At 60.9% G+C, this 25,255-nt stretch carries 26 protein-coding genes; 18 read left to right on the top strand and 8 right to left on the bottom strand.

The genetic code is table 11. The features are described from left to right. Window positions 1–139: 139 nt before the first annotated feature. The 11 genes from ABD704_RS03300 (at window position 140) to ABD704_RS03250 (ending at window position 10,609) form a co-directional block, all read left to right on the top strand. On the top strand, window positions 140–430 hold the full coding sequence (locus ABD704_RS03300) for an NAD(P) transhydrogenase subunit alpha part 2 (RefSeq protein ID WP_344698265.1): 291 nt from the start codon (window positions 140–142) through the stop codon (window positions 428–430). Then, window positions 423–1,931, top strand: a complete 1,509-nt coding sequence (locus ABD704_RS03295; RefSeq protein ID WP_344698264.1) for an NAD(P)(+) transhydrogenase (Re/Si-specific) subunit beta — start codon at window positions 423–425, stop codon at window positions 1,929–1,931. The genes ABD704_RS03300 and ABD704_RS03295 overlap by 8 nt, the downstream gene beginning before the upstream one ends. A gap of 124 nt (window positions 1,932–2,055) precedes the next feature. Beyond that, window positions 2,056–2,778 (top strand): aspartate/glutamate racemase family protein, encoded by a 723-nt coding sequence (locus tag ABD704_RS03290; RefSeq protein WP_344698263.1) that lies wholly within the window; start codon window positions 2,056–2,058, stop codon window positions 2,776–2,778. 45 nt (window positions 2,779–2,823) lie between these two features. Next, window positions 2,824–4,767: an excinuclease ABC subunit UvrC gene (uvrC, locus tag ABD704_RS03285; RefSeq protein WP_344698262.1), complete on the top strand. Its 1,944-nt coding sequence runs from the start codon at window positions 2,824–2,826 to the stop codon at window positions 4,765–4,767. Next, window positions 4,764–5,501 carry a DNA repair protein RecO gene (recO, locus tag ABD704_RS03280; RefSeq protein ID WP_344698261.1) on the top strand — a complete coding sequence of 246 codons (738 nt, stop codon included), beginning with the start codon at window positions 4,764–4,766 and terminating at the stop codon, window positions 5,499–5,501. The genes uvrC and recO overlap by 4 nt, the downstream gene beginning before the upstream one ends. A 24-nt stretch (window positions 5,502–5,525) precedes the next feature. Then, a complete protein-coding gene (apaG, locus tag ABD704_RS03275) occupies window positions 5,526–5,912 on the top strand; it encodes a Co2+/Mg2+ efflux protein ApaG (protein ID WP_344700471.1) in 387 nt (128 codons plus the stop codon). A gap of 89 nt (window positions 5,913–6,001) precedes the next feature. Continuing rightward, on the top strand, window positions 6,002–6,757 hold the full coding sequence (locus ABD704_RS03270; RefSeq protein WP_344698260.1) for a metallophosphoesterase: 756 nt from the start codon (window positions 6,002–6,004) through the stop codon (window positions 6,755–6,757). Between the two features lie 28 nt (window positions 6,758–6,785). After that, window positions 6,786–7,259: a P-loop NTPase family protein gene (locus tag ABD704_RS03265; protein WP_344698259.1), complete on the top strand. Its 474-nt coding sequence runs from the start codon at window positions 6,786–6,788 to the stop codon at window positions 7,257–7,259. A gap of 78 nt (window positions 7,260–7,337) precedes the next feature. Then, complete coding sequence (locus tag ABD704_RS03260; protein ID WP_344698258.1) at window positions 7,338–8,507, top strand: tetratricopeptide repeat protein; 1,170 nt, start codon at window positions 7,338–7,340, stop codon at window positions 8,505–8,507. Further along, complete coding sequence (locus ABD704_RS03255) at window positions 8,500–9,864, top strand: O-antigen ligase family protein (RefSeq protein ID WP_344698257.1); 1,365 nt, start codon at window positions 8,500–8,502, stop codon at window positions 9,862–9,864. The genes ABD704_RS03260 and ABD704_RS03255 overlap by 8 nt, the downstream gene beginning before the upstream one ends. Before the next feature lie 124 nt (window positions 9,865–9,988). After that, entirely contained in the window at window positions 9,989–10,609 is a 621-nt protein-coding gene (locus ABD704_RS03250) for a hypothetical protein (RefSeq protein WP_344698256.1), read from the top strand. 327 nt (window positions 10,610–10,936) lie between these two features. Here ABD704_RS03250 and ABD704_RS03245 read toward each other — a convergent pair whose 3' ends face one another. Beyond that, window positions 10,937–12,184, bottom strand: a complete 1,248-nt coding sequence (locus ABD704_RS03245) for a sugar-transfer associated ATP-grasp domain-containing protein (protein WP_344698255.1) — start codon at window positions 12,182–12,184, stop codon at window positions 10,937–10,939. A 142-nt stretch (window positions 12,185–12,326) separates the two neighbouring features. Between ABD704_RS03245 and asnB the strand changes: the two genes are divergently transcribed. Continuing rightward, window positions 12,327–14,297, top strand: coding sequence for an asparagine synthase (glutamine-hydrolyzing) (gene asnB, locus ABD704_RS03240; protein WP_344698254.1), 1,971 nt, complete (start codon window positions 12,327–12,329; stop codon window positions 14,295–14,297). 36 nt (window positions 14,298–14,333) lie between these two features. Here the strand turns inward: asnB and ABD704_RS03235 are convergent, their stop codons facing one another. Further along, on the bottom strand, window positions 14,334–14,618 hold the full coding sequence (locus ABD704_RS03235) for a hypothetical protein (RefSeq protein ID WP_344698253.1): 285 nt from the start codon (window positions 14,616–14,618) through the stop codon (window positions 14,334–14,336). Between the two features lie 119 nt (window positions 14,619–14,737). Here ABD704_RS03235 and ABD704_RS03230 point away from each other — a divergent pair, with 119 nt between their 5' ends. Next, window positions 14,738–14,869, top strand: a complete 132-nt coding sequence (locus ABD704_RS03230) for a hypothetical protein (protein ID WP_344698252.1) — start codon at window positions 14,738–14,740, stop codon at window positions 14,867–14,869. A gap of 85 nt (window positions 14,870–14,954) precedes the next feature. On the opposite strand, the gene ABD704_RS03225 is transcribed toward ABD704_RS03230, so the two are convergent. The 4 genes from ABD704_RS03225 to ABD704_RS03215 form a co-directional block, all read right to left on the bottom strand. After that, window positions 14,955–15,776 carry a hypothetical protein gene (locus ABD704_RS03225; protein WP_344698251.1) on the bottom strand — a complete coding sequence of 274 codons (822 nt, stop codon included), beginning with the start codon at window positions 15,774–15,776 and terminating at the stop codon, window positions 14,955–14,957. A 167-nt stretch (window positions 15,777–15,943) separates the two neighbouring features. After that, window positions 15,944–16,654 carry an N-acyl amino acid synthase FeeM domain-containing protein gene (locus ABD704_RS14655; protein WP_425565449.1) on the bottom strand — a complete coding sequence of 237 codons (711 nt, stop codon included), beginning with the start codon at window positions 16,652–16,654 and terminating at the stop codon, window positions 15,944–15,946. 483 nt (window positions 16,655–17,137) lie between these two features. After that, a complete protein-coding gene (locus tag ABD704_RS03220; RefSeq protein WP_344698250.1) occupies window positions 17,138–17,749 on the bottom strand; it encodes an FxDxF family PEP-CTERM protein in 612 nt (203 codons plus the stop codon). A gap of 727 nt (window positions 17,750–18,476) precedes the next feature. Next, window positions 18,477–19,871 carry a sensor histidine kinase gene (locus ABD704_RS03215; RefSeq protein ID WP_344698249.1) on the bottom strand — a complete coding sequence of 465 codons (1,395 nt, stop codon included), beginning with the start codon at window positions 19,869–19,871 and terminating at the stop codon, window positions 18,477–18,479. A gap of 326 nt (window positions 19,872–20,197) precedes the next feature. Here ABD704_RS03215 and ABD704_RS03210 point away from each other — a divergent pair, with 326 nt between their 5' ends. The 4 genes from ABD704_RS03210 to ABD704_RS03195 all read left to right on the top strand — a co-directional run bounded on the left by ABD704_RS03210 (window position 20,198) and on the right by ABD704_RS03195 (window position 23,186). Then, the gene (locus ABD704_RS03210; protein WP_344698248.1) at window positions 20,198–20,473 is read left to right on the top strand and encodes a PilZ domain-containing protein; all 276 of its coding nucleotides are present in this window, start codon (window positions 20,198–20,200) and stop codon (window positions 20,471–20,473) included. 3 nt (window positions 20,474–20,476) lie between these two features. Further along, a complete protein-coding gene (locus ABD704_RS03205; protein ID WP_344698247.1) occupies window positions 20,477–20,725 on the top strand; it encodes a DUF6894 family protein in 249 nt (82 codons plus the stop codon). Window positions 20,726–21,732: 1,007 nt separating this feature from the next. Then, entirely contained in the window at window positions 21,733–22,422 is a 690-nt protein-coding gene (locus tag ABD704_RS03200; RefSeq protein ID WP_344698246.1) for a hypothetical protein, read from the top strand. Window positions 22,423–23,018: 596 nt separating this feature from the next. Beyond that, a complete protein-coding gene (locus ABD704_RS03195) occupies window positions 23,019–23,186 on the top strand; it encodes a hypothetical protein (protein ID WP_344698245.1) in 168 nt (55 codons plus the stop codon). Window positions 23,187–23,259: 73 nt separating this feature from the next. Here ABD704_RS03195 and ABD704_RS03190 read toward each other — a convergent pair whose 3' ends face one another. Together ABD704_RS03190 and ABD704_RS03185 are read right to left on the bottom strand one after the other, a co-directional pair. Then, window positions 23,260–23,595, bottom strand: a complete 336-nt coding sequence (locus tag ABD704_RS03190) for a PilZ domain-containing protein (protein ID WP_344698244.1) — start codon at window positions 23,593–23,595, stop codon at window positions 23,260–23,262. Between the two features lie 196 nt (window positions 23,596–23,791). Then, window positions 23,792–24,307 carry a phosphatase PAP2 family protein gene (locus ABD704_RS03185; protein WP_344698243.1) on the bottom strand — a complete coding sequence of 172 codons (516 nt, stop codon included), beginning with the start codon at window positions 24,305–24,307 and terminating at the stop codon, window positions 23,792–23,794. A 180-nt stretch (window positions 24,308–24,487) separates the two neighbouring features. Here ABD704_RS03185 and ABD704_RS03180 point away from each other — a divergent pair, with 180 nt between their 5' ends. Beyond that, window positions 24,488–25,183, top strand: coding sequence for an SOS response-associated peptidase family protein (locus ABD704_RS03180; RefSeq protein WP_344698242.1), 696 nt, complete (start codon window positions 24,488–24,490; stop codon window positions 25,181–25,183). Window positions 25,184–25,255 lie beyond the last annotated feature (72 nt).

Raw genomic sequence — 25,255 nt, 5'->3', positions numbered from 1 at the left:
TTAAAAGGCCGCCCGTGTGTGCGCGCGAAAAGGTTATAAATTTGATAACTGCGTCATGATTAACGGTCGAGTTGCACTCCGCACTCGACAGCCCTTGGCCGACCCGCCACTAATGCCGCCCTGACTTGCCGGAGGCGTCATGGACTTCATTTCCATCCTGTCGATTTTCGTGCTCGCCTGCTTCGTTGGTTATTATGTCGTGTGGTCCGTCACGCCGGCCCTTCACACGCCATTGATGAGCGTCACGAACGCGATCTCATCCGTCATCGTCGTCGGGGCGCTGATCGCTGCTGCCGCGGCAGGCAGCGCTTCGTCCAAATGGCTGGGCCTGATCGCGGTCGCGCTGGCCAGCGTGAACATCTTCGGCGGGTTCGCCGTCACGCAGCGAATGCTTTCGATGTACAAGAAGCGGGAGCGGAAGGATGGCTGAGGCCACAGTGCACGCACAACCCGCCTGGGTTCTGCTGGCGTACCTGATCGCCGGCATTTGCTTCATTCTGGCGCTTCGCGGACTATCAAGCCCGGATACCAGTCGCCGCGGCAACACGACCGGCATGATCGGCATGGCGATTGCTGTCCTGACCACCATCTATGTCGCGTTCTTCTACGTCGCTCCGATGCCGACGGGATCGCTCTATGGGCAGCCGACAGGGGATGACTTTGGCGTTGGAGCGCGCGCTCTGGTCGAAATCCTCGTCGCGATCGCAATTGGCGGCGGGATCGGCCTGGTTACGGCGCGGAAAATTCAGATGACCGCGATGCCGCAGCTCGTGGCGGCATTCCACAGTCTCGTCGGTATGGCGGCGGTGCTTGTCGGCGCAGCAGCTTATCTGAACCCTGAGGCGTTCGGGATTGCGGTGCGGATCACGCCGATCGCTAGTCCCTCAATCATCAGCATTCTGCCGGTCAGCCGGATCGAGATGGGACTCGGTGTCGCCATCGGCGCGATCACGTTCTCTGGCTCGGTGATCGCGTTCCTGAAGCTCAACGGCAACATGTCGGGCAAGCCGATTCTTCTGCCGGCACGCCACATCATCAATCTCGGCACCTTGCTCGGCATCCTCGGGCTGATCGCTTACTTCGTGCAGGACCAGTCGCCGTGGGTCTTCTTCACGATCATGGGGCTCAGCTTCGCGATCGGCTTCCTGCTGATCATTCCCATCGGCGGCGCGGACATGCCGGTCGTGATCTCGATGCTGAACAGCTACTCGGGCTGGGCCGCGGCAGCGATGGGCTTCACGCTTCACAACAGCGCGATGATCATAACCGGCGCGCTCGTCGGCAGCTCGGGCGCAATCCTCAGCTACATCATGTGCCGCGCGATGAATCGCAGCTTCATTTCGGTGATCGCGGGCGGATTCGGCGCCGTGGCGAGCAGCGGCGACGCTGCCGCAATCGACCGACCTTACAAGCGAGGCTCAGCCGAAGACGCGGCCTTCCTGATGAAGCAGGCAGAGCAGGTCATCATCGTCCCCGGTTACGGCATGGCGGTGGCGCAGGCGCAGCACGCCGTCCGCGAGATGGCTGACCTGCTCAAGAAAGAGGGCGTGAAGGTCAAATATGCGATCCACCCGGTCGCCGGCCGAATGCCGGGCCATATGAACGTGCTGCTCGCGGAGGCGAATGTGCCCTACGACGAGGTCTTCGAGCTCGAGGATATCAACTCGGAGTTCGCGCAGACCGACGTCGCTTACGTCATCGGCGCCAACGACGTGACCAACCCCGCGGCCAAGACCGACAAGAGTTCGCCGATCTACGGCATGCCGGTGCTGGACGTGGAAAAGGCGCGCACCTGCCTGTTCGTGAAGCGGTCGATGGGCGGCGTCGGCTATGCCGGCATCGACAACGAGCTTTTCTATCGCGACAACACGATGATGTTGCTTGGCGACGCCAAGAAAATGACCGAGGAAATCGTCAAAGCGCTTGGCTAATGACGCCAACAACTCATCGCAAAGTCGTTTAATTTCCGCTGACTATAGCGTTAACCGCTTGCCGCACCCGTTACGATAACGGATGAATATGCCTACGGGGACAAGAGCGGGAAGGGCAGGGGAATTGCGCAAGCTTGGCATCATCGGCGGCACCAGCTGGCATTCGACCGCGCTTTACTATGACCATATCAACCGCGGCGTAGCGCAGCGCCTGGGTGGCCTGCACAGTGCGCGCCTGGGCATCGAAAGCCTTGACCTCGCGCCGATCGCGGAGATGGAGCTGTCCGGCAATTGGGACGGTGTCGCCAAAGAGACACTGGACGCGGCGAAGCGGCTCGAGGCCGGCGGCGCCGAGGCGCTGATCATCACCTCCAACACCGGCCACAAGGTTTTCGACGCCGTCGCGGCCAATGTCGACGTGCCGATGCTCCACATCGGTGACGCTGTCGCCGACGTGCTCGTCGCTGACCGGATGACCCGGGTTGCGCTGCTCGGGACGCGCTTCACCATGACCGAGGGTCACGTTCGCGATCGGCTCGAACGGCGCAGTATTCAGCTGGCGCCGATCGGCGACGGCTGGATGAGGGAAGTCGATCGGATCATCTTCGATGAACTCGCCGCCGGCCGCGTGGTCCGTGACAGCCAGCGCAAGCTCAAGACGCTGATGACCGAGCTCGCGAAGCAGAAAGTGCAGGCGGTGATCCTCGGCTGCACCGAACTCGTGCTTGCGGTCGAGGTGCGGGCCAACGTCCTCCCGGTTTACGATTCGACGGTGATCCACGCGCGCGCCGCGCTCGAGTGGATGTTGGCCGAGGAAAAGAAGCAGGCGCAGCGCGCCGCCGCCTGATTTCCAATGCTGGATAGAGGCGTCTTCGCCTCCTAGATACGGGGTATGAACCGAACCCCGGCCGACCGTCCGGATCACCCACACGCAGCCGAGCGCTTCAATGAAGAGCAGGCGACCTATGCCGTGCGCGGATCGGAGCTTCCCGACCTCGACCAGGGGGTCGCGGCGATCCGTGAGGTGGTGAAGACGCTTCCGGTACGGCCGGGCGTCTATCGCATGCAGGATGCGCGCGGCGACGTGCTCTACGTCGGCAAGGCGAGAGCACTGAAGAATCGGGTTACCAATTACACGCAGGTCGGCAAGCTGCCGAAGCGGCTGCAGCGGATGGTGGCGCAGACGCGCTCGATGACGGTGGTGACCACGCAGACGGAGGCGGAGGCGCTGCTCCTCGAAGCCCAGCTCATCAAGCGCTTCCGGCCGCCGTACAATGTGCTCCTCCGCGACGACAAAAGCTTTCCGTTCATCCTGCTGCGCGAGGACCATTCATTTCCACGCGTGCAGAAGCATCGTGGGGCGCGGCGCATTAAAGGTCAGTATTACGGACCCTTCGCGAGTGCCGGTTCGGTCACGCGAACGCTTAACGCGCTGCAGAAGCTGTTCCTGCTACGCAGCTGTTCCGACAGTTTTTTCGAGAACCGGTCGCGGCCGTGCCTGCTTTACCAGATCAAGCGCTGTTCGGCGCCGTGCGTCGGCCGGATCAGCGATGAAGATTATGGCGAGTTGGTCGGCGAGGCGAAGGAGTTCCTTGCCGGTAAATCGACCGGCGTGCAGTCGCGGCTGAGCAAGCAGATGGCGATTGCGGCCGAGAAGCAGGATTACGAGCTCGCCGCCGTCTATCGCGACCGCCTGCGCGCGCTGACCTACATCCAGGGTAGCCAGACGGTGCACGCCGAGGGACTAGGCGATGCGGACGTGTTCGCCTTGGCCTGCAAGGGCGGCACAATTTCGATCCAGGCTTTCTTCATTCGCGGCGGACAGAATTGGGGCCACCGCGCCTTCTTCCCAGCGCATGTGAACGAAGTGCCGGAAGCCGAGGTCATGTCGAGCTTCCTCGTCCAGTTCTACGAAGACATGCCGCCGCCAAGGCGCATCCTCATCGATCGCGATTTGCCTGACCGTGAATTGCTAGAGGAAGCGCTGTCGGCTCGCGCCGAGCGAAAGGTCGTCATCGAACGGCCGCAGCGCGGCGCGCGCCGCAAACTCCTCGAACAGGCGCAACGCAATGCCGAGGAAGCGCTCGACCGGCGCCTTGCCGAGACGACGACCCAGGGCAAGATCCTGCGCGAGCTGGCAGATACGTTCGACCTAGCCGACGTGCCGAAGCGCATCGAGGTCTATGACAACAGCCACATCATGGGCACCAATGCGACGGGCGCGATGATCGTCGCCGGCCCCGAGGGCTTCCGCAAGAACAGCTATCGCAAGTTCAACATCAAGTCGGCGCAGACCAACGATGACTTCGGCATGATGAAGGAGGTGCTGGAGCGACGCTTTGCCCGGCTCGAGAAGGACGATCCAGATCGGCAGACGGGCGAATGGCCCGACCTGATCCTGATCGATGGCGGCAAGGGACAGCTGTCGGCAGTATGCGAAGTCATGGAGAATTCCGGCGTGAACGACGTGCCGGTTGTCGGTGTCGCCAAAGGGCCGCATCACGGCCGCGAGGGACGCGAGGTGTTCCACCTGCCCGGCGGGCGCGAGATTACGCTTCCTACTAACTCTGCCTTGCTTTTCTATCTGCAGCGTCTGCGCGACGAGGCGCACCGCTTTGCCATTGGCACGCACCGCGCCAAGCGGGCGAAGAGCCTGACGACATCGACGCTCGACGAGGTTCCGGGTATCGGACCCAACCGCAAACGAGCGTTGCTCATGCATTTCGGCACTGCGCGCGCCGTGAAGGGAGCCGCTCTCGAGGACCTCGAGAAGGCGCCCGGGATCAGCAAGGCGATGGCGCGCCAGCTCTACGATTATTTCCACCCGCGCGGATGAGGTTCGAGGCCCAGGCAATCGTCTGCGCCCTGAGGAACCATGGCGAGCACGGCGCCATCGTCTGGTTGATAACGGCGGAACATGGTCTGCAGGCGGCTTATGTGCGCGGTGCGCGCGGGCGGCGTATGCGGCCGGTGCTGATCGCCGGCAATTCCGTGCACGCGGGTTTCGCGGCGCGCAACGATACCCAGTTGCCCCAAGCGACCATTGAACTGATCCACAGCCGCGCGCCGTTGCTCTCGGAGCCGCTGCCCGCCGCCGCCATTGAGTGGGCGACGGCGCTGACCGCGACCGCGCTGCCCGAAGGTCAGCCCTATCCGCGGCTGTTCTGGGCATTGGAGGGCTTGCTTGACGCCATCGAAGCGGCGCCCTCGGCAGGCGGGTGGGGCGCCGCGCTCGTCCGCTATGAATTACTGTTGCTGGCCGAACTGGGCTTCGGCCTCGATCTCGATAACTGCGCGGTTACGGGTTCCAATGACGATCTCGTCGCAGTGAGTCCGAAGTCGGGCAGGGCGGTCAGCGCTGCCGAGGCCGAACCCTATGCCTGCAAACTCCTGCCCTTGCCGCGTTTTGTGAGGGAAGGCGGCCCCGCGTCATGGGAAGAAATCGCTCAAGGTCTCGACCTTACTGGCCACTTTCTATTGCGCGACCTGCTCACCGACCGCGCTCAACCGGTCGCAGATGCGCGCGGCCGGCTCGTCGACCGGTTGCGCCGCGCGGGTGGTCTCGCCTAGGCTCGAACCGTGACGACCGACGCCATGGCCATGCTGTTTCCGAATGTCGAAGTGACGCGCGGCATCGCCGTACGCGTTGCCGTCAGCTTCCTTGCCGAGCAGTCCGACCCGAGCGCGAACCGCTGGTTCTGGTCCTACCACGTTCGTATCGAGAACGGCTCGGACAAGGCCGTGCAACTCCTCTCGCGCAGCTGGACAATCGTTGATGGACGCGGGACCGTTCACGAAGTCGTTGGAGAGGGGGTCGTCGGCGAAATGCCTTTGATCGCACCAAATGCCAGCTTCGATTATGTCTCCGGCTGCCCATTGGACACGCCGTCCGGGTCGATGAGCGGAAGCTATCGAATGGTCGATGAGGATGGCTCGGCCTTCGATGTGACCATTCCCCGCTTTCAGCTCTTGAGCGCATGACGGCCGGGCTCGGCAGATGTTTCCTGGAACGGACCCGCCCGGCGCGGCTTTGACTCGCTGAGGTTTCAAAAGTGGGTATTCTCAGTTTCATGCGCGGCGCCGACGCCATCCGTAGCGCTCCACGCGACCATCGCGCTTATGCGATTGGCGACATCCACGGTCGACTCGACCTGCTTGAGCGTTTGTTGCGGGGGGTCGAGCATGATCTGCAGGAGCGTCCAGTTCGCAAGGCGCTCATCGTGTTCCTTGGCGATCTCGTCGATCGCGGTCCGCATTCGGCGCAGGTGATTGAACGATTGCGCAATTATCGGCCGGGGCGCGCGCGGACGGTCTTTCTCCTCGGCAACCACGAGGAAGTGCTGCTGCGCATCCTGGACGGCGATGCTACGCCGGTCCCCAGCTGGCTGCGGTTCGGCGGTGCGCAGTGTCTAGACAGCTATGGCGTCGATCCGCGCTCGTTGGCGGAGGTCCCCGCCGAGCAAGCGGTGCAGATGGTTCAGCGTGCGATCCCGGACAGCCACAAGGAGTTTCTGGCGAGCTTCGTCGATACGTGCCGGTTCGGCGACTATCTGTTCGTCCATGCCGGGATCCGGCCCGGCATTCCAATCGACCAGCAGCAGCAGTCCGACCTGCGTTGGATCCGCGACCCCTTCCTGCTCGACGACACCGACCACGGAATGGTCGTGGTTCACGGGCACACAATTGTCGATGACGTCGAGGAGCGTTCGAACCGCATCGGCATCGACACCGGCGCCTACCGAACCGGCGTGCTCACCGCGCTTGTGCTTGAAGGCCAGGACCGCTGGTATATCGACACTCGGGACGGTGCCGACGCCGCCCGCTGAGGTTTGATTTCGTCCACTATGGGCGATAGTGCTCTGCAATCTGGATCAAATTCGGCTATCGGGGATAGCGCGCAATGTCGGACTCAGCGAGCTGCTGACGACCCAGGACCCCATCCGCGGTCACGTGCTCGAAACCCAGCATCCTAACCTGTCGCTGCTACCGAGCGGGCTGCTGCCGCCCAATCCGGCCGACCTCCTGTCGACTCAGCGCATGCACAAAATCCTCGTGGAAGCGGAGCAGGCGTTACACCTTGTCATCATCGATGGCCCGCCAACCCTCGTCCTCGTCCTCGTCCTCGCCGATTCGCCGTTGCTTGCCGCGCTGTCGGTAACGGCCTTTTCGTTGTCGAGGCCGGTTCGACGCGCGCGCGCAGGCGTAGAAGCGCTCAACCGACTGGAAGCGACGGGGACCATATCCTCGGCGCGGCGCTTACCAAGGCCTCGCGGGAGGCCGGTTATGGCTACAGCCGCTACGGCTACGGCTACGGGCATCCGAAGGTAGACAAGAAGCGGACCGAGATTCTAATGATTCCCCAGGGGACAGAGCACTGACGCCAAGTTCGCTTCTTCAAGCTTGATCATGATTCGCCGCCTGCTGACGCTGGCCGTCGCGCTGATTCTTGCCGTGCTGGTCGTCAGGAACGCTGCCGTGGACGCATTGGCGGATCGCAACCCCGACGCCGCCGCCCGGATCTGGCCGGGTCACCCGACGGCGCAACTTTCGCTCGCATTAACCGAGATCGGCCGCGCTGCGCGCGAACGGAAAGCCGTTCCGCCCGCTGTTTTCGACCTGGTCGACGAGGCTGCAACCAAAGCACCGCTAGCCCCCGAGCCGTTCCTGGTTCGAGGCGTGCAATCGCAGCTCGTCGGCAATGTTCGCCTGGCGATCGCCGATTTCGAGGCTGCGGAGTTCCGCGATCCACGCTCGCTCGCGGCGCGTTACTTCCTCGCTGATGCCTATTTCCGGACCAACGATGCCCGGCACGGCCTGCAAGAGGTCCTCGCCCTCAGCCGTCTTGCACCGCATGGCATCGACACGGTTGCCCCTTATGTTGCGACGTACGCGAAAGATCCGGCGACGTGGCCGCAGCTTCGCGAGATGTTCCGTGCCGACGCGAATATCGAGGATGCGTCGCTGACGAAGCTCGCATCCAACGTCGCCAATGCTGATACAGTGCTCGCGCTCGCCGACTGGGATCATGTTGCGGCCGGCAGCACTTGGGTCCCGATTCTGGTGAATAGCCTGGTGACGGCAGGGCAGTACGATCGTGCCCGTGCGCTCTGGGCACGGCAATGGAAGGTCCCGCTGACGGCCTCCACGACCATATTCGACGCGGATTTCACTGAATCGAAGGCTGCGACGCCGTTCAACTGGGAATTGGTGTCATCGACCGTCGGGCTCGCCGAGCGTCAGCCGGGCGGCAGGATGCATGTCATCTTCTACGGGCAGGAAGACGGCATGCTTGCGCGACAGCTGCTCGTTCTTCGTCCCGGCAATTACCGGTTGACCATTAGAGTTTCGGGCGACCCGGCGCGGACAAAATCGCTGCACTGGTCCGTCCGTTGCGACAAGAAGGACGCGCCGCTTGGCGCGATCGGGCTTGATGCCATTTCCGCCCGCGGCCTGACCTTCACCGTCCCCGCTGACTGCCCCGCCCAATGGGTAGAGCTCGGCGGAACGTCTGGCGACATTTCGCACCAAGTCGATGCGACGATCGAGGGCGTGAAACTGGAAGCGGTCAATGGGTAGCCGCGCTCGCGAGGCGGTCGCGCCGCTGTATCTTCTTGCCTGCCTGATCGCGGGCGGAAGCGCGCAGGGTGCCTGGGCCAACATGGTGCTTCAGCTAGTCGGTATCGCCATACTCGCCTGGGCGGCGGTCGCGCATGTCGACCAGCCGCTGATCCCGGCCGCGCGACAATTGCTGATCCTCACCGCGATCACAGTCGCGGTCATTTTGGTTCAACTCGTTCCGCTACCACCCTCGATCTGGATGAACATGGGTGGACGAGCACCCATCGCGGCCGGCTTTCGCACGCTCGGGCTAGCACCACCCGCCATGCCGGTATCACTGACACCCTATGGATCGGTGAGCTCGCTGCTCGCCTTGATACCGCCTCTGGCGATGTTCGCTGCCATCGTGCGCCTGAAGGCTTATCGGACGCGCTGGCTGACCGCGGCGCTTCTGCTCGGAACGGTCGGCGGAATCTTGCTCGGCGTGCTACAGCTTTCGGCGACAGATGCTGCGGCGTCGCCGTGGTACCTCTATGCCCAGAGCAGCTTCGGCGTCGCGACGGGTTTCTTTGCGAACGGCAATCACATGGCGATCCTGCTCGTCGTCAGCTTGCCCTTTCTGGCAGCGCTGCTCGGATCGGCACGGGGTGGCGACCGCCAGCTCAATTCCGCGCTTGTCACCATCGCGACAGCCCTCGCCATCGTCATCGTCGTTGGGATTGCGATCAATCGTTCGCTTGCCGGCATTGGCCTGGCGTTCCCGGTGCTCGCGGCAAGCGCGCTGCTCGTCCTGCCGAAGCGCAGCTCGATGCGGCGCCTGGCGCTGGTCTTGGCTGGCCTGCTCGTGATCGGCGCCGTCGGTGTTCTTGCGACAAGCTCCACGAACGGTCCCGAGTGGGGTTCCGACGTCAGCGGGTCGGTCCACAGCCGGCGGGAAATGCTCGACACCAGCGTCGAGATGACGCGCGACTTCATGCCGTGGGGATCGGGTCTCGGTTCGTATCGCCAGGTCTATCAGCTTTACGAGCAGCGGACCTACGTCACCGACACTTACGTCATTCATGCCCATGACGACTATCTCGAGATTGCTGTTGAACTCGGTGTTGCTGGGATACTTCTTATGTGTCTGTTCCTCGCTTGGTGGGGGAGGGTGGTGTTTCGTGCCTGGCGCTATAGGGATGCCGGCGCGTACGGACGCGCCGCATCGATCGCATCGGCGGCCATCCTGATTCACTCTTCCGTCGATTTTCCTTTGCGCACCGCGGCCATCGCGGTGACCTTCGCAATGTGTCTTGCGCTGCTCATCGAGCGTCGCGCAAGCAAAGCCGATAACCGCGAGGACTTACGGCCTACGCGCCACGTTATAGTCAAGTAATCTTGCGACCTCATTTGCCCCGCTATTCGCGCTTGGCTCTTGAGCTCGGCAACTAGGTAACAGTCCTCATATTATCCACGACGAGTAATCCATAAATTAACGGCTTCTGATCGGGAGTCGTGTCATGAGATCCCTAGCAATCATCCTGTCCGCACTTTCGCTGATTGGCGCATCAGGCGCTGCCTACGCGCAACACGGCGGCGGCCATGGAGGCGGCGGTTCAGGCGGCCATGGAGGCGGCGGATATCACGGCGGCGGCGGCGGAGGTGGCGGCGGTCATCACGGCGGCGGTGGGGGCGGTCACGGAGGTGGCGGCTATCACGGCGGTTGGGGCCACGGCGGCGGTCATCACGGTGGCGGCCACGGCTATTGGGGCGGTGGCTATTGGGGCGGATACATCGGCTACCCCTATTACGGCGGCAGCTATTATTCTGCTTATGACGGCTATTATGCTCCTTACGGCGGCTACTATCCCTATTACGGGGCCTACCCCTATCCGAGTGTCGGTTATGCTTATGGATATAGTTATCCCGGCTACCCACCGCCGTACGGATATGGCTACGGCTACAACGGCTATTATGGCTATCCCTGCAATACCGCTGCCGGCGTGGTCGGCGGCGGAGCGGCAGGAGCGGCCGTGGGCGCAGCGGTCGGCAGCGCCAGTCACGGCGCGGGCGCAGGCGCCGCGATCGGTGGCGTTATTGGCGCCGTTGTCGGTGGAGTAGCGACAAGCACGAACTGCTGACAGTTGAGCTTCGCCCGGCCTAGATGCTGGGGTGGGTAGTGGTGAGCCCAGCTGGACTACCTGAATTGAGTGTTTTCAGAGGGTTGCATTGTCTAACCCCCTCGATCGAGCCCGAATTCGACCCTTAGAGGCGAAATTGATTGTCTAACCTTTGGCACGTTGCTTGCCCACTTGCAGGTTGATCGCTTCTCACGCTTGGCCTCAATCGCATTCGGGGCCGCGAACCTCTGGATAGCACCACGCCGGGAGAGAGCTAATGGCAGCTTTCGACCCATTGCGGACACTAGCCGTTTCCGGACGCCCGCTGCGATGGGTGGGCATGTCGCCTTAAGCGGCGGTCCTCTTTTTCCGCAGATGATAAGCGAGCAGGTCCGCGAACCGATGATCGCGTAACCCCACACGCATGAACCGTTGCAGGATGTCCAAGTCGGGATTGCCGTTTCCTTCGACGATGATCGGTCCATCGTCCAGGATTGCCACGTCCCAGCCGATCGCGATGCGGTCGTTGAACTCCCGATGGGCCCCTATCGCCAAGGACTTGGCTTCACTCCACAGGGGAACTGCACGGCCCTCGATTGCTGAGCCCGTGTCGGGGTGGGTGGAGAACCAGCCGAGGCGTGCATCTGACCCGATATTGCTCGACCTCGACAGGTGACCCGATTCCAAGTCGACTAGCGCCCCTATTCCGCCGGCGTGAAGATTGTCGACCGTCACGTTATGGCCGAACGAGGTTCGTAACATAGCGGCCATCACCTCGGGCTCATGCTCCGCATTCAGGCAGGTCAGGACGCGAATGGTCGGCAGCGCTCCTGCCGTCAGGCTCAGCAGGTCACGATGAGCGCGCATCCGGAGTTGAACGATCAGCGGCTCTTGCCGAGATCTCGCGATCAGTCGTTCCAGCAGTTGACGACCTGTGAGTTGTTCGCCGCAGGTATTGGCATAAGTCCGAGGCGCGATCCGATCCCATCGCTCGGCTCCGCGGCCGCCGCGGCCCGTGCACGGCTTTACGAAGAGGTCCTTATCGGGAAGCGGCGTGCCGGGGTGCTCACCTTTAAGGTGAATGAGGGTTCGGACGCAGCGGATGCCGTGCTGCGTGCAGTAATCGGCGAAGCGCGCCTTGTCGTTCAAGGGCGAGCCCTTTCGGGGCTTGAGGAGCGGGAAATAGCAGGGCTTGGTCTCGAACCGCTGAATGAAGGTCAATGCGCGCCGGTCGCCGGCGTCGTGCAGCGAGAAGATGTAATACCACGGCGGGAGCACCCCGGCCGAAAAATAGAATCTCAGCTGTTCGAGGAACTGCTTCGTCAACGGCTTGCCGTACCGGCGCCGGACCACCGCTCCGTTCTTCGCCGAAAACCAAAGCGCCGCGAGCAAGACAGCGATGGGCCAGACGAGCATGGCGGTCACGAGTTCGGACCACTCTCCCATTCCACTGGGATGCCAGTAGCGCCAAGCAAAAGCGGCCTGCAGCGGATCACTGCTGTCGTCCCCCGCAGGCCCGAACCATAGGAGTGCGATCGGCAGACCGGCAACCCGATAAACGATTCGTTCCGCGGTGGGGCGCCAAAAAGAGGCCATCGACAAGCGGTGCCGTTCAGCGCCACCGACTCCATTAGGAGCGCGCAAGCTATTCTTTCCGACATTACAATCTGCTCGCCGGCTCATGACAAATGTCTCCCGCTTGGGGAGATGATTGCCATTCAGCGTAAGCGCTCCGACAATGGCACATTCGGCTCGGAGCGGGTGCAGGATGTGCGGGATTTTTGCTGCTCTCGGTCCCAAGCTGGCAGGTTCCAGTCTCGAAAACGTTTTTGCAGTGCTTCACCATCGCGGTCCCGACGGCCGCGGTTCGTTTTCTGAGGAGGCTGCCGGGCTGACGTTTGCCCACACCAGGCTGGCGGTGATCGACCTCGCGACGGGCGAACAGCCCATGCACAGCGAAGACGGCAATCTCGTTCTTATCTGCAATGGCGAGATCTACGACTTCGAGAGGATCAGAAGGTCGCTCGAGGCCAAGGGCCATGCCTTCAGAACCAAGAGCGACTCGGAGGTCATTCTCAATCTATACCGGGAATACGGCCTCGGTTGTTTTGACGAGCTGCGAGGCGAGTTCGCTTTCCTCCTTTACGACAAAGCGAGGCGCCTTCTCATTGCCGCGCGCGACCGATTTGGAATTAAACCTCTCTATTTTTCTCGGCTAACCGGCGGCGGTTTCGTCTTCGCCTCAGAGATGAAGGCCATCTTTGCGAGCGGCCTGGTCGCCCCGAGGCTTAATGTCGCCGCCTTCGATCCACTGGTCGAGCTGGACCCGGTCAATATGCAGTTTCCCTTTGAGGAAATTGAGCATGTGCCCCCCGCATCTTTTCTAACCATCGACGTCGACACACATGATATCGAAATTTCACGGTACTGGTCAGACGAAATTCCTGCGCATTGTGCGGACGCCGTTCCCCAGCCGTTCGGTGACGCTCCGGAAGAATGCGCCCGATTGGTTTTGCACGAATTAGAAGAAGCCGTGCGGCTACGCCTGCGAGCGGATGTGCCGGTGGGCTTGTATCTAAGCGGAGGCGTGGATTCCGCGTTCATTGGAGCGCTAATGCAACGCAATTTGAATTTGCCGCTGCATTCATTTTCCATCTCGTTTGAGGGAAGCGACCGAAACGAGCAGCGCTTCGCGCGTCGAGCGGCGGACGTCATTGGAACGGCTCATCACGAACTCGCCGTCAGCAAGCAAATGCTATGGGATAATGTGGCCAAGTCGCTCTGGTTCTCGGAGCTTCCGTTCGTGTCTCTGGCTCCTGTCGGCAAGTTCCTCTTGTCCGAATTGGCGCGGAAGCATGTCACCGTCGTGATCACCGGCGAAGGAGCGGATGAAATATTCCTCGGTTATCGCACCTATTTCGAGGACGCGATCCGCGAGACGCGCAATGCGCTTCCCCGCGGCCGAAGCGCATCGGCGCAGGCTAGGCGACTGAAACTTGGCGGATTGTCGGGCGCACTCCTGAAAAGGCTGTCGCTGTTCATCTTTCACCGGAGCCAGCGGCACCGGCTTGCTTCTGCTCGAATGAGCACAACGGTCCGTTCCGACCAGGCCAAACCGGTGATTTGCGCAGTGCAGCAGGGCCGCCTTGCGTCGATGCCGTTCGACATCCTCTGTTTCCTCGGAGACCGCGAGGAGATGGCGCATTCTCTCGAAGCGCGGCTGCCCTTTCTCGATCACAAGCTTTACGAAGTGGCGAAAGAGATTCCCGTCGATTTCAAAATGCGCGACGGGCGTGAAAAGGCAGTGCTCCGCGATGCGGCCGACGGCATTTTGCCCGACGATCTCCGTCTGCGCAGGAAAAGTGGGTTCATGCTGACGAGCGATCCGGTCGACCTCTTCGGGGAGGACCAGGAGGCGTCGGCTGATCTAACGAGACATCTCTCGAGAGATGCTTTCGAGGGAGCGCAGATTTTCTCGTACGGTGCCTATCGCTTGGCGAGCCTACTCGCGCGCCTTCCGATGTCCAGGCGGTTCCGTTCGCTCAAGCGGCTGCGGCGCAACTCGAACAAAGTGCTGATGTACATGATGCAAGCGAACATGCTGCATGATCTGTTCGTCTGCCATCCGCCGTGGATAGCGGCGGACAAACAAGAAACGGAAAAATGGCGAATGGTGCAATGCCCGCTTTCCACCCATTCCTGCCACTAGCGGCCAGTGGCAACTTGTTGGTGCGGTAGTTGCTCGTCAGACCTGCGCAGGCTGGTTTCGACGAAGTCGATGACCGAGCTTTATTAGAGCGAACGCCACGACCCCAGTGATGGCCGCTCCCTTGAGGTTACCGCTGACATTGATGCCGTTCATCACGCCCAGCACGCTGAGAACGAAAATGAAGGCGGCGCAGTAGCCGTGGAAAGCCACGAACAGTCCCAGGACGCGCCCGCTGCTTGATGTGCCCCGGTTCCAGCCGCGCTTTCCGGCTTGCGTCATCGCGGAAGAGAGGGTGGTCGGCGGGGGTGGGGAGTTGTCCATGCCGACGTCCTAGATTCGACAGTCAAAGGAAAAGTAAATGGCCCTGGCCAGCAGCTTTCCACCCTTTCGGCCGGTACCGACCCATTGCGGCCGTTGGCGAGCGGGCGCAGGTTAGGAGCATGCCCGCTGCGCTAATCATCGTCGTGGTCCTAGTGGCCGGGCTGGTGCTTTATTCAACGTGGAACGACAGACGGCTCCTTCATCGCTCGGACGAGCGTGCTCGAAAGGACGACCTAAACTCGCCTAACTAAGAGACCGCTTTCGACCCATTCCTGTCGTTGGGAAATGTGGGCTTCCGACCGGGGGGAGACATTCGCGAGGGCAGCGAGGAGCCTGTTAAGCAGGCCGATCTCTGTGCAATAATCGCCAGAAGCCGACTATTAGCAGCGCGCTTACAGCGGCAAGGATCAACCAGACAGCGATACAAAGAACGAATGCACCGTGGCGTTCAATCTGAACTGTACACGCACCGTATTTGCACAATGGAACGAGGATGGCTCGATTACGGAAGCCATCGAAGATTGCGATTGGCGCATAGACCAAGATTAGACCAAAAAGCCCTATGCCGATCCTCAGCCTCCAGGGCGCGAGGGGGTTTCGCGGCGGACTGAAATCGCCCGTCCATCGCCGACTGTCGATCGTTGCAGGTCCATAGCCGAGAGCAGCCGGTGACGGCGGGCTCGTTGCGTTTGATCGGTCTGGCTCCGCACGGAGCCGGTAAACGGTCCGAACCCGCCCCGACCGCAGTAGATAGAGCGTAGCCGCGGCCGCGATTGCCGTGGAACGGACGAGCGCTCCGGGCATGATGACAGGTCCGGACAGCAACCACGTCCCCGTCACCAGCGCAGGGCCGGACACCCACAGAACGAGGATTGTGAACCAGACGGCGGCGGCTGAGCGCCGAACAAGCGCCAGCGCGGCAATGATCCTGCTGGCCTCTCGCGCGGCGACAAACCACCAGAAGTGCCACGTCACGTAATAGCTGCCCGCTTCGGGATACATCGCCGCCCAGCGCACGGCAAAGAAGCCGTTCAACGCGACAGAATAGACGGGCCCGACCAAGCCAAGCCACACGATGAACAGGAGGAGCGAGCCTTTCAGAGCTGGGCTCCCCTCGCTCGCATCTCGCGGCGCTTCAGAAGTTTGCGCGTCGGTCATCGGGCCGCACTAAACGTCGATGACGAAAGACCGGTTAAGCGATTTGGGTGAAAACCATCGCGCTCAACGGCCCGAATTGGCCGTTAGGGGATCGTCCGCTTGTGGCAGCTTTCGACCCAAAGCTGCCACTAGCGTAGCCGCATCGCCAAGCTCTGCTGCACGCCACTTCAGGAGGCGGGTTCCGGCTGCAAGTGATCGCGGGGCGTCGCGGGCCTCCGCCCTGACAGTGAAGCAAACTGCCTGGGCTCTGTTTGGCGGCCCGGCCTCCACGGCAAGGCAAGTTTCGGCATGTGACTTTGGCGGTGTGCTGCGATCGCTTGCAAGCGCAACCGAATCGCATTTTCCTCCGGTGGTGAGAAAAAATGGCTGTACAAGGTTCCGCGCGTCGGACGGTCCGCGCGCGAGCGGTCAGCGACGTGTTCGCGGATGCGATCTACGTTGAGCCACATTAGCTGTGCGGGAGCATTTACACTCTCGTTCAACCTGGCACCGCCAACGGGCGTAAATCCAAGCATCGCTTCGTAAAAGCGCCGGTGCCCCGGATTTACTTCGATAAAGAGGTCCGTGCAGTCGAACCGCGCAGAACCAAATATCAAAACGACATGGAAAAGAGCGGCAAGACGGGGCCGAGCTGAAGTTGACGTATCGAAAGCGAACTTTGTGAGCTCACAAAGCTTAGCGCCAGGTGCTTTGCGGAACGGCTCGAGTGAATCGTGAAAGGTTCGGTCGGCAGCTAATTCACGCTCGGAGTCGACGTTCAGCGTCAACGTTCCGACGAGCGACTTGCCCGCGCAAGCGGTGAACGTCACGGAGCTCGACGGATCGGGCAGCTCGTGATCTCGACCATATCCCCGGCCTTCATACAAACGGTTCAGCAAATTTCTGGCGTGGCGTCGCTCGCGTTCTGATTGGGCGAGTGAGATACGCAGGGCATGCCGCTCCGCGGAGGCAGCGCCTCCAGAGGGAATCGAGTGAAGCTGCAGCTCATTCCGGCGCCTGAGCGCGTTTATATGGCTCTTGAGCAAGCGCTCGAGTGAGCTGCCCCCGTTCAATCTATCTGATCCCCGCTACGCACACAAAATGATCGGCGCAGATTCGCCGCTCCCAAGTCAACCTATCCGAACACACTGATAAACGAACGATGTGGATTCACAATTCCGGTGAGCCGTGCTTAGGCCGGGGCGGCGCGCGCATCTTGATTGGAACTCGCTCGCGACCCCGGGTTCGGACGGCCCCTGACGTCTAGCTGACAGGTCATGCATTCGGCTCAGCAGCAGGCGCCGCGGTCATAAAGGAGCCAACGCTCGACATAGAAAGGGCGGCCCGTTGCCGGACCGCCCCTATGTGAATGGTTTATCAGCTTACGCGAGCTGGCGGATCATAGTGGCCGCGCGCTTACGGCGCATCGTAAACCCGACAGCGCCGAAGCCGAAGAGCATCATTGCCCAGGTCGCCGGCTCTGGGACTGCGGCCACGGGCGTGAACTCGGCAGTTCCCGCATAGTGGCCCTGGCCACGCGAGATGCCATTGATCGTGATGTTGTTCGGTACCCCAAAGTGAATGGGTACATCGGTGACCGACCACTGGTCAGTGAGACCGTCATTGACCGTATGGGTGGCGAGAACGCCATTCACAAAGACCGAGAGGAGGTCGGTGTCTGTGGGGCCGTTTACGCCTTTGAACGAAACCTGCGTCGTGACCGATCCACTGCCAACGCCCGTGTCGTTGATGATAAAGTTGAACATGTCAGTGAACAGCGTTCCTGCTGCGCTCGTCACGCCCGGGATGCCCTGGTGACCGAACGTCGCATCGATCGGACCGGAAATGCCGCCGCTCGTGAAGAAATATGCGAACTCGCCGGGAGGCGAGCCGAAAGTTGTATTGGGCGTAAGCACCACGTTGGTTGCATTTGCAGCCGTTGGGGCGAGTGCGACAGCTGCGGCTGTCGCGAGGGCAGTGATAATCCGTCGCATCGCTTAAATACCTTCTCTGGAATTAGCGCTTTGTTAACCGAGTCGGTCAAATGCGACAACCTGTTGAAAACACCTTATTTCTAACAGCCGTGTTAAAATGGGACGAGTGTCTTCCCGGCCACATGCTCCCGGGTGGCAGCTTTCCACCCAAACCTGCCGCGGCGGCTTTCTACCCATTGCCGACAATCGGTTGCTTTGGCACCATGACTGCGTGAGCGTCAGGGTAGCGTTCTTCTCGATTGCAACGCTGGTGGTGCAGAGGCCGGCTAACGCTGCCGAGTGCCCGGCAAGTCTCGTCCTTCGCACTCACGGTATGACTTCCTTGGAGACGAAGGCCGTTCAGCATTATGCAGACTGCCTGAGTATCCCCTGGCTGCCCACAAGCGAGCAGCTGGCAACGAAAATAGCGAGCTGCAACATTGGCCGAGCCCAACGCTTACGTACCTCATTCAGGCGGTCTGTATCTTGGGTGGATCACGTCGCCTCGCAGTTACCCGGTTGCGAGACGCGGTTGGAGATAAGATCCAAATAGCACCGCGTGTCAGCTTTCCACTCACTCCGGCCGCGGCAGGCTTCGACCCATTGCCGCCACTCGTCTCGCCCCGATGATGCTTTCGATCCTGTTGAGGGCGCCGCTAGCTACCGCCGCTTACGCAATTTACAGGCATCGGCGGCGACGGCATTGAGTGTCTGTTCCAGAAACTGGTTCTCGACACCCGTCCGCAGCTCAGGGCGTGGTGCGCTTGAGCGGCGAAATGATCGTACAGATCAGTCCAAGTCCGTCATAGTTTATGTCAACCGTCCCGCCGAGATCACTGGCAATGGCGCGTTGAATAAGCCGAGTTCCAAAACCGATTCTCGTTGGCTGTACAACCGGTGGACCGGCACGCTCGCGCCAGATGAGCTTAAGCGTATCCGCTTCCGTGCTCCATCCGACGTCGATCGTGCCGTCATTGTTGGACAAGGCGCCGTACTTCGCGGCGTTGGTTGCAAGCTCGTGCAGCGCAAGAGTGAGTGTGATTGTCGCGGCCGGTGTTAGCAGGAGGTCCGGCCCGCCGAGCGAGATCCGCGAATTGGCTGTCTGAAAGGGTCGCAGCGCAGCTTCGACGGCATCGGCCATGGGCGTCGCTTCCCAAGTCTGCTTCATCAACAGATTATGAGCGGCAGCAAGCGCGCCGAGCCGCCCCTCGAAGGAGCGCAAGGTCTCCGGTGGCACGGCACCCGACTTGAATGTCTGGTGAGCTAGCCCCTGGACAACCGTTAGCGTGTTCTTCACGCGATGGTTGAGCTCTTGAAGCAGTAGGCGCTGTTGCTCGCCAGCACGCTTTTCATCCGTGATGTCGCGGACGATCCGGACGCCGTACGAGACCTCCCCATCTTCCGAGCGCACTATCGATGCGGCTAGCTCGACCCAGATGATGGCACCGTCTTTGCGAACGTATCGCTTCTCGACCGTATACGCGTCTCTACCATCCCAGTGCTCCGCAAAAACCTGCTGCTCGCTCGCAAGATCGGCCGGATGAGTGAGGTCAAAAAAGGTCCTCGTGCGGAGCTCCTCAAGAGAATAGCCCGTCATGACTGAGAACTGATCGTTTGCGCGGACAAATCGACCGCTGCGATCAACCTCAGCAATTCCCACCAGAGCATGATTGTATGTCGCGGAAAGGCGAGCTTCGCTTTCTCTAAGCGCATCCTCGGCGGCTTTGCGCTCGGAAATGTCACGAAGGAAGCCAAGAAAGACTTGCTCGCCGGCGTCGGTAGTCGGGGCTATCGACAGCTCTACTGGGAACTCGTCGCCCGAGGCGCGAAGCCCAGTGATTTCCACCCGCCGACCGAGCAGCGGGCCTTTTCCACTTGTCAAATAGGCTGATAACCCGCGGTGATGTGCTTCGCGGTAACGATGTGGGATGATGAGCTCACTCAGTTGCTTCCCGACCGCCTCGGAGGCAGGCCATCCAAATATCTGCTCCGCTACCTCATTCCATCCCCCGATGGTGCCGTCCTCGCGCATGATTACGACAGCATCGAGCGCCGTCTGCAAAACGGGAGTCAGGCTGGTTACGAATGTATCGGCTGGAACCTCCACGCCCAGGGCATAGGAGGCCGCCAAGATGCCGTCCACCACTGCCTCTACAGCCTCGCGAAGCCGCTAATGTCTACTTTGCAACCCGCTGGCGTCAGTGCGTAGTGAACCACCACACCGCCAGACCTGCCAAAACCATTAAGACGATCCATGCCGCGCGGCTCATCGTATGATCTCCTTGGGCAATCAGCCTTTTTAGGCCTGCGCTTAAGCCCGGATGGTGGCGAAGCGCACAGGGCCGGCAGGAACCCTTGTTTTGAGCCGATTAGCGGATGGACTCGCTCTAAGTCTTGTAGCACTTTCAGGGAGTTACGACTCGACCGCGCGAACGCAGGAGCAGCGGCCGGTCGCCAAGGGGTCCGCGCATGCGCGAAGCAGCAGTTGTCATTCCCGCGGCCAAACTGGAGCGCGCGGCGCGCCTGGAAACCGACGAACAGTGCGTTATCACTCGGCAGTGCGGCACTACGGTCACCGGCGTTCTCTTGAATCTTTCAGAGAAAGGGTTCTGTCTGGAGGCTGCAACTGCGCTCGAGAGTGACGAGCGCATCCAAGTGCGAGTGCTCGGGGCAATATTTGAGGGCGCCGTGAAATGGACAAGAGGGCGCCGGGCAGGCGGCATCATGGAGCTAGCGGTTATTTAGCACGTGGCCCGATACTTCTTCAACTTCGTAGATAATAATGGTGCGGCGGCCGACCTGGTCGGGCGAGATCTTCCCGACGATGAGGTAGCGAAATCTGAAGCCAGAAAGCTAGCTGCCGACCTTGGCACGGATCATGCCATTCGCGGGTCCATCCCGGCTGAGGCATGGATCGAGGTTATCGACCAAGCACAACGGCCAGTCGCACGGTTGCCCGTCGCCAGAGCGATCAAGGAGCCGAACCGCATAACTTAACTCGGCGAAGAATTTTTCGAGATATTGAACCTAGATATCCTGACTGGGTCCGCTTCCACTCTTCTTGTCGCCAGGGAGTGGGTGGCAGCGTTCGAACCATTTCAGCCATTGTCCGGAAAGAAGCGAGCCGCTGGGGGGCGAACTATGCCCCCGGCTTCCATCGCCCTTAGACCTCAGCCTTATAAGGCGGCCCCCGAGAGGGCATGAGTCGTACGCGCAACTTTTTTGAAGACGACCGCTCGTTTACGCCCAGGCGCCTTATGCGATCTTCGTATTTTTTGGCCATAAGCAAGTGAGCGTGTCGCGCTCGCGGGTGCTCCGCGCTAAGTGCCGCAGCTCGCTCTTGCGACGCTCGCCGCTGAAAATAGGTGAGATCGCTTGCCACGGACATTCTGCCCAATGTCCAGCCTTTTCGGCTGACAGAGAGCTGTTTCATATCCGCAATAATGCGCATCTCCGACTGAGCCGGTCTTGGAGCGGCATCTCGCAGCCCCAGCACTCAGTCAAACGCCCGTCTTACTGTCGACGTCGCTTCGCGAGCCCGTTGGGCGCCGTTGTGAGCGGCGTCCTTTGCTCGTTGCAACGCGGCAAGGTCGACGATGCCCCGGTCGTCGTCGGCAAAGGCTTCCATTGCATGCCCAATGTTGCCGCCAGCGTTTCGAAGTGACTGACGATTTCGTGCAGTATCTTGTGATGATCTGACGCGGACATAATGATGCTCCTTCATAGCGGGAGCTCTCATTTGTCTTCCGTTCGCGTCGTGCTGATCCTGAGGACGGCGATGGCAACCTTATAGACCGTCAATGCTGACGGCGAAATAAGGGGAAGTGCCCAGGCCGGTTTACTGTCCCCTCAACCTGCCGGACCCAAATCAGACATTGCCGTCGCTTATTTCCTGACTGTAGATCGTCGCGGGGAGGGCGGCGATGATCCGGCGTATTCGCGAGCATGTCGCAGGCCACAACTGGTTCGCTGTAACGATTGATCTCGCGATCGTCGTTGTCGGCGTGTTCCTTGGAACGCAGGTCAATAATTGGAACCAGGCGCGGATCGACCGGGAGCGGGCGGCTTCATATCGCCAGCGTTTGGTGGATGAGCTGACGTTCAATAGCCGCCAGTTCCGCCAACAGATTGCCTATTACGAAACAGCGAAACGACACGGTCTCGCAGCCCTTAGTTCGTTGGAGGCCGTGCATGAGGGGACGGGCGAAGCGTTTGTCATCGACGCGTACCAAGCAACGCAAATCGACCTCAGCCCGCCTAAGCGATTTATCTTCAGCGAAATGGTGTCGGCGGGGCTGGTCGGCCTGCTTGGCCGTGAGTCGCTGCAGGAGATGGCCAGCGACTATTATTTGTCACTTGCAGCAAATGAGCCGCAGATGCTGGAGTCGCCACCCTATCGCGACATTCTACGACGGGTGATGCCATATGCCGTTCAAGCTCGCATTCGCGAGCGCTGCGGAGATCGCATCGTCTACCACGGCAAACAGCCCATCGGCGTCACGCTGCCAGAATACTGCACTCTCGGGTTGGCGGTGGGGCAGATTGGCGAGGCCGTTGATAAGGTGCAGAAGGTGCCCGGGATCGCCGCCGATTTGACGCGCTATCTGTCTGCGCTCGATCAAAAGCTCGCGCTGCTCCGGGGAACTGCGCGACAGACAGACGAGCTAGCGGCGGCGCTACGTAAGCGAGACTGACGGCCAATGCTCAGGCGTCGGTACGCCCAATGAAGGCCGCTTCCGACCCAAACCTGTCGCGGCGGCTCTCGACCCATTGCGGATAGCGCGGCGGTGCTATCCGGCTGCAAGCCAAGCATCTTGCGAGACTGAGATGAAGGCGGCCAAGGCGCCAGAAACCTGAAAGGGCAAGGCCCGCCGGGGGGTGGGGGGGGTAGACGGGCCTTGCTGTAGGCTTGCGCACCCTGAAAGGAGGCGCCGCCGTCCAACGGCCTTACCTGATGTCTGTTCCCTGCCGGGCCGCTGCCTCCAACATGTTGATTTCGAGATCTAAGGCGCGAATTTGGCTGAGCAGCGCTGCAAGTTTCTCCGCCCTCAGAGGATCATCTTCATCTGTTAGGCTGACCCGGATGCGCGCGTCGTGGCGCTCATCGAGTAGCTTCGCGAGGCGCGGGGTCTCTTGTCGGGGATGTCGGTGCACCAACCCAATATGGTTGGCCGGCGCGTGCTCCCGCAATGCTCTATGTTAGCAGGCTTCTGGAAGTCTTCGGGATCCTCGGACGGCCAAGCAGATCTTCGATTGAGCCCGCCACCTGCTTTGAGACGTTTAGCCTGGCGTGACCAAAGCATCCAACGACAACGAGCGGCCGACTCGTATCGAGCTGGAGACGGCCAATCGCAACCTCCGAGCGAGCCTAAAACGATCTGAGGACCTCGTTTCAGACTGCCGCGATAAGCTGGTTGGCGCCTATGGACTAACCTTGCCCGAAGACGCATCGCGTTGAATTGTCTGCTTAGTCCCTAGCGGTAGGAAAGCGGTGACGCTCGGCAAATTGCTTTTGCAAGCACGTCCAGTTTTCACAGGATTCCTATAACAGTACCCCAGCGCCCTTCTTCCTTCAGATGGCGAACACCGAGTTGGGTGAGTGGTTCGTCGAAGGAGATCCCGCAGGTTCCGCCATCGCTCCAGACGACCTTTGCGGAAATCTGAGCAGCTCCGATTTTCACCACCAATGGCTTACCCACTGTTGGCGCTTCTCCGGCCCGAAGCTTCGCTCCGGTGGAGCATACCTCTTCAAGTACAACGGAATACGAAAGCTCGTCTGTTGCTGCCGAGGCAACGAGCACTGCCGGTTGGCGAGGAGTCGTCCGTCGACCACCAGCCAAATCGCGTCTTTTTCCGAAACCAGGCATCAACCAACTCCGACGATGCCCCCCGGCATCCGGTCGGTTTACAGGTGGCGAGTAAAGCTCAGATGGAGAGAAGCGGTTAACTAGCTGCCGGATTTCTAACATAAATCAGTAGGATAGCGGTGACCGGTGCAAGCTTCCTTCAGCCGTGGTTGAAAGCTGCCGCGTCAGATTTGGGTCGAAAACAGGCCCTGCGCGGCTAATCGACGCTTCGCTCATCCATTTGCGCGGCCTCCCAGGCAGCGCTTGTCATTCCCTCGACTGCGAGTCCGAGCAGAACGCCAGCCGCGACGTCTGTTGGATAATGTGCGCATCTCGGGATCTGCATTGCAGCGATAAAGGCCGCACCGCCAATGGCGGCCGCTCCATATTCCGGGAACTCCCGAGAAAACGCCCGAGCTGCTGCCATCGCGCCTGCGCTGTGCCCGGAGGGAAAACTAGTCTTCTCCTTGGCGGTGTGATCGCCCTTCTTAGGCTTTTTGGCGTCCGTGTTCTCCACGCTTCGGGGACGGGTGCGATCAACGTTAGTCTTCACCAAATTCTTGGCTAGGGTCGCAGCCTCGTGAGCGATCAGCATTCGCGCTCCGGCCCGAACAAGGCGGTCATTGCCGGCAAACGTTCCAGCGACCACCAGACCACCTGCAATGAGTCTCAGCTCGGGCTGGTCACCAAGCTTGCTGAGCAGGTCCAGCACCCGCATCGGCGGAGCATCCAAGTGTGGTTCAAAGAGACCTCTGGCGCGGTCATCAAGGCTGATTAGCCGTTCTTCTGCCGTTTGAATCGGTTTGCTCTGCATAAAGGGCTGTAACCCGCAGCGCCAATGTTAGTGCCTGCGCCGTGACGTTCTGGCGCGGAGTGTTGTTCTGCAACGGGTGAAAGCTGCCGCGCGGCGGGTTTGGGTCGGAAGCCGCCATTAGAGATCTCAGCGCTGCTCTTGAAACCTTTGCTGCGCCACTCGTTTGGTCGTTGGCATCACGAAGCACCGGCGCGGATCGACGATATGTGCAACGAGTATCAAAGGTACGTCCCGCTCGGGATCATCTCAGAGCAATTCTCACAGATCAGGATTCCCCTCCGCTTTCCGGAGGGCCTTCCAAACCTTGCACCGACGAGCATACGCATCGGCGAGGTGGGCACGATCGTGCGGCCAAGCAGTAGTGAGCCGGGGGCGGTCGAGCTCGTACAGCGGCCATGGAGCTGGCGTGGCCCCACGGGCAAGCCGGTCTTCAACTTTCGGTCGGAAGGGCGCGAGTTCAAGCGTGGACGCTGCCTGATCGTTGCCGACGGTTTCTTTGAATTCACTGATGATCCAGATGCGCAAGCCAAGCGGGCGAAGAAGAAGAAGTGGTTATTCACGAAGAACGATGAGCCCTGGTTCTGCATCGCCGGCCTTTGGCGGACGGATGACAAATCCGGGGAGGCGTACACCATGCTGACGACCAGCCCGGGCCCTGACGTCGCGCCCTATCACGACCGCCAAGTCGCCGTTCTGCACCGCGAGCAATGGCCGGTTTGGTTGGACGAGGCGAAGAGTGTCAAAGGCCTCATCGGCCCTCTTCCGGCCGGAACGCTAAGCACAGCAGCTGTTTAGGCGTGCGTCGCTAGTTACGGCGAAAGCCTGCCGCTCGGCTACCGGCAGGTTGGCTCGAGAGCTGCGCGGGGC

The sequence above is a fragment of the Sphingomonas limnosediminicola genome, from assembly GCF_039537965.1.
Taxonomy (GTDB): Bacteria; Pseudomonadota; Alphaproteobacteria; order Sphingomonadales; family Sphingomonadaceae; genus Sphingomicrobium; species Sphingomicrobium limnosediminicola.
This window is presented reverse-complemented; position numbering and strand designations above follow the sequence as displayed.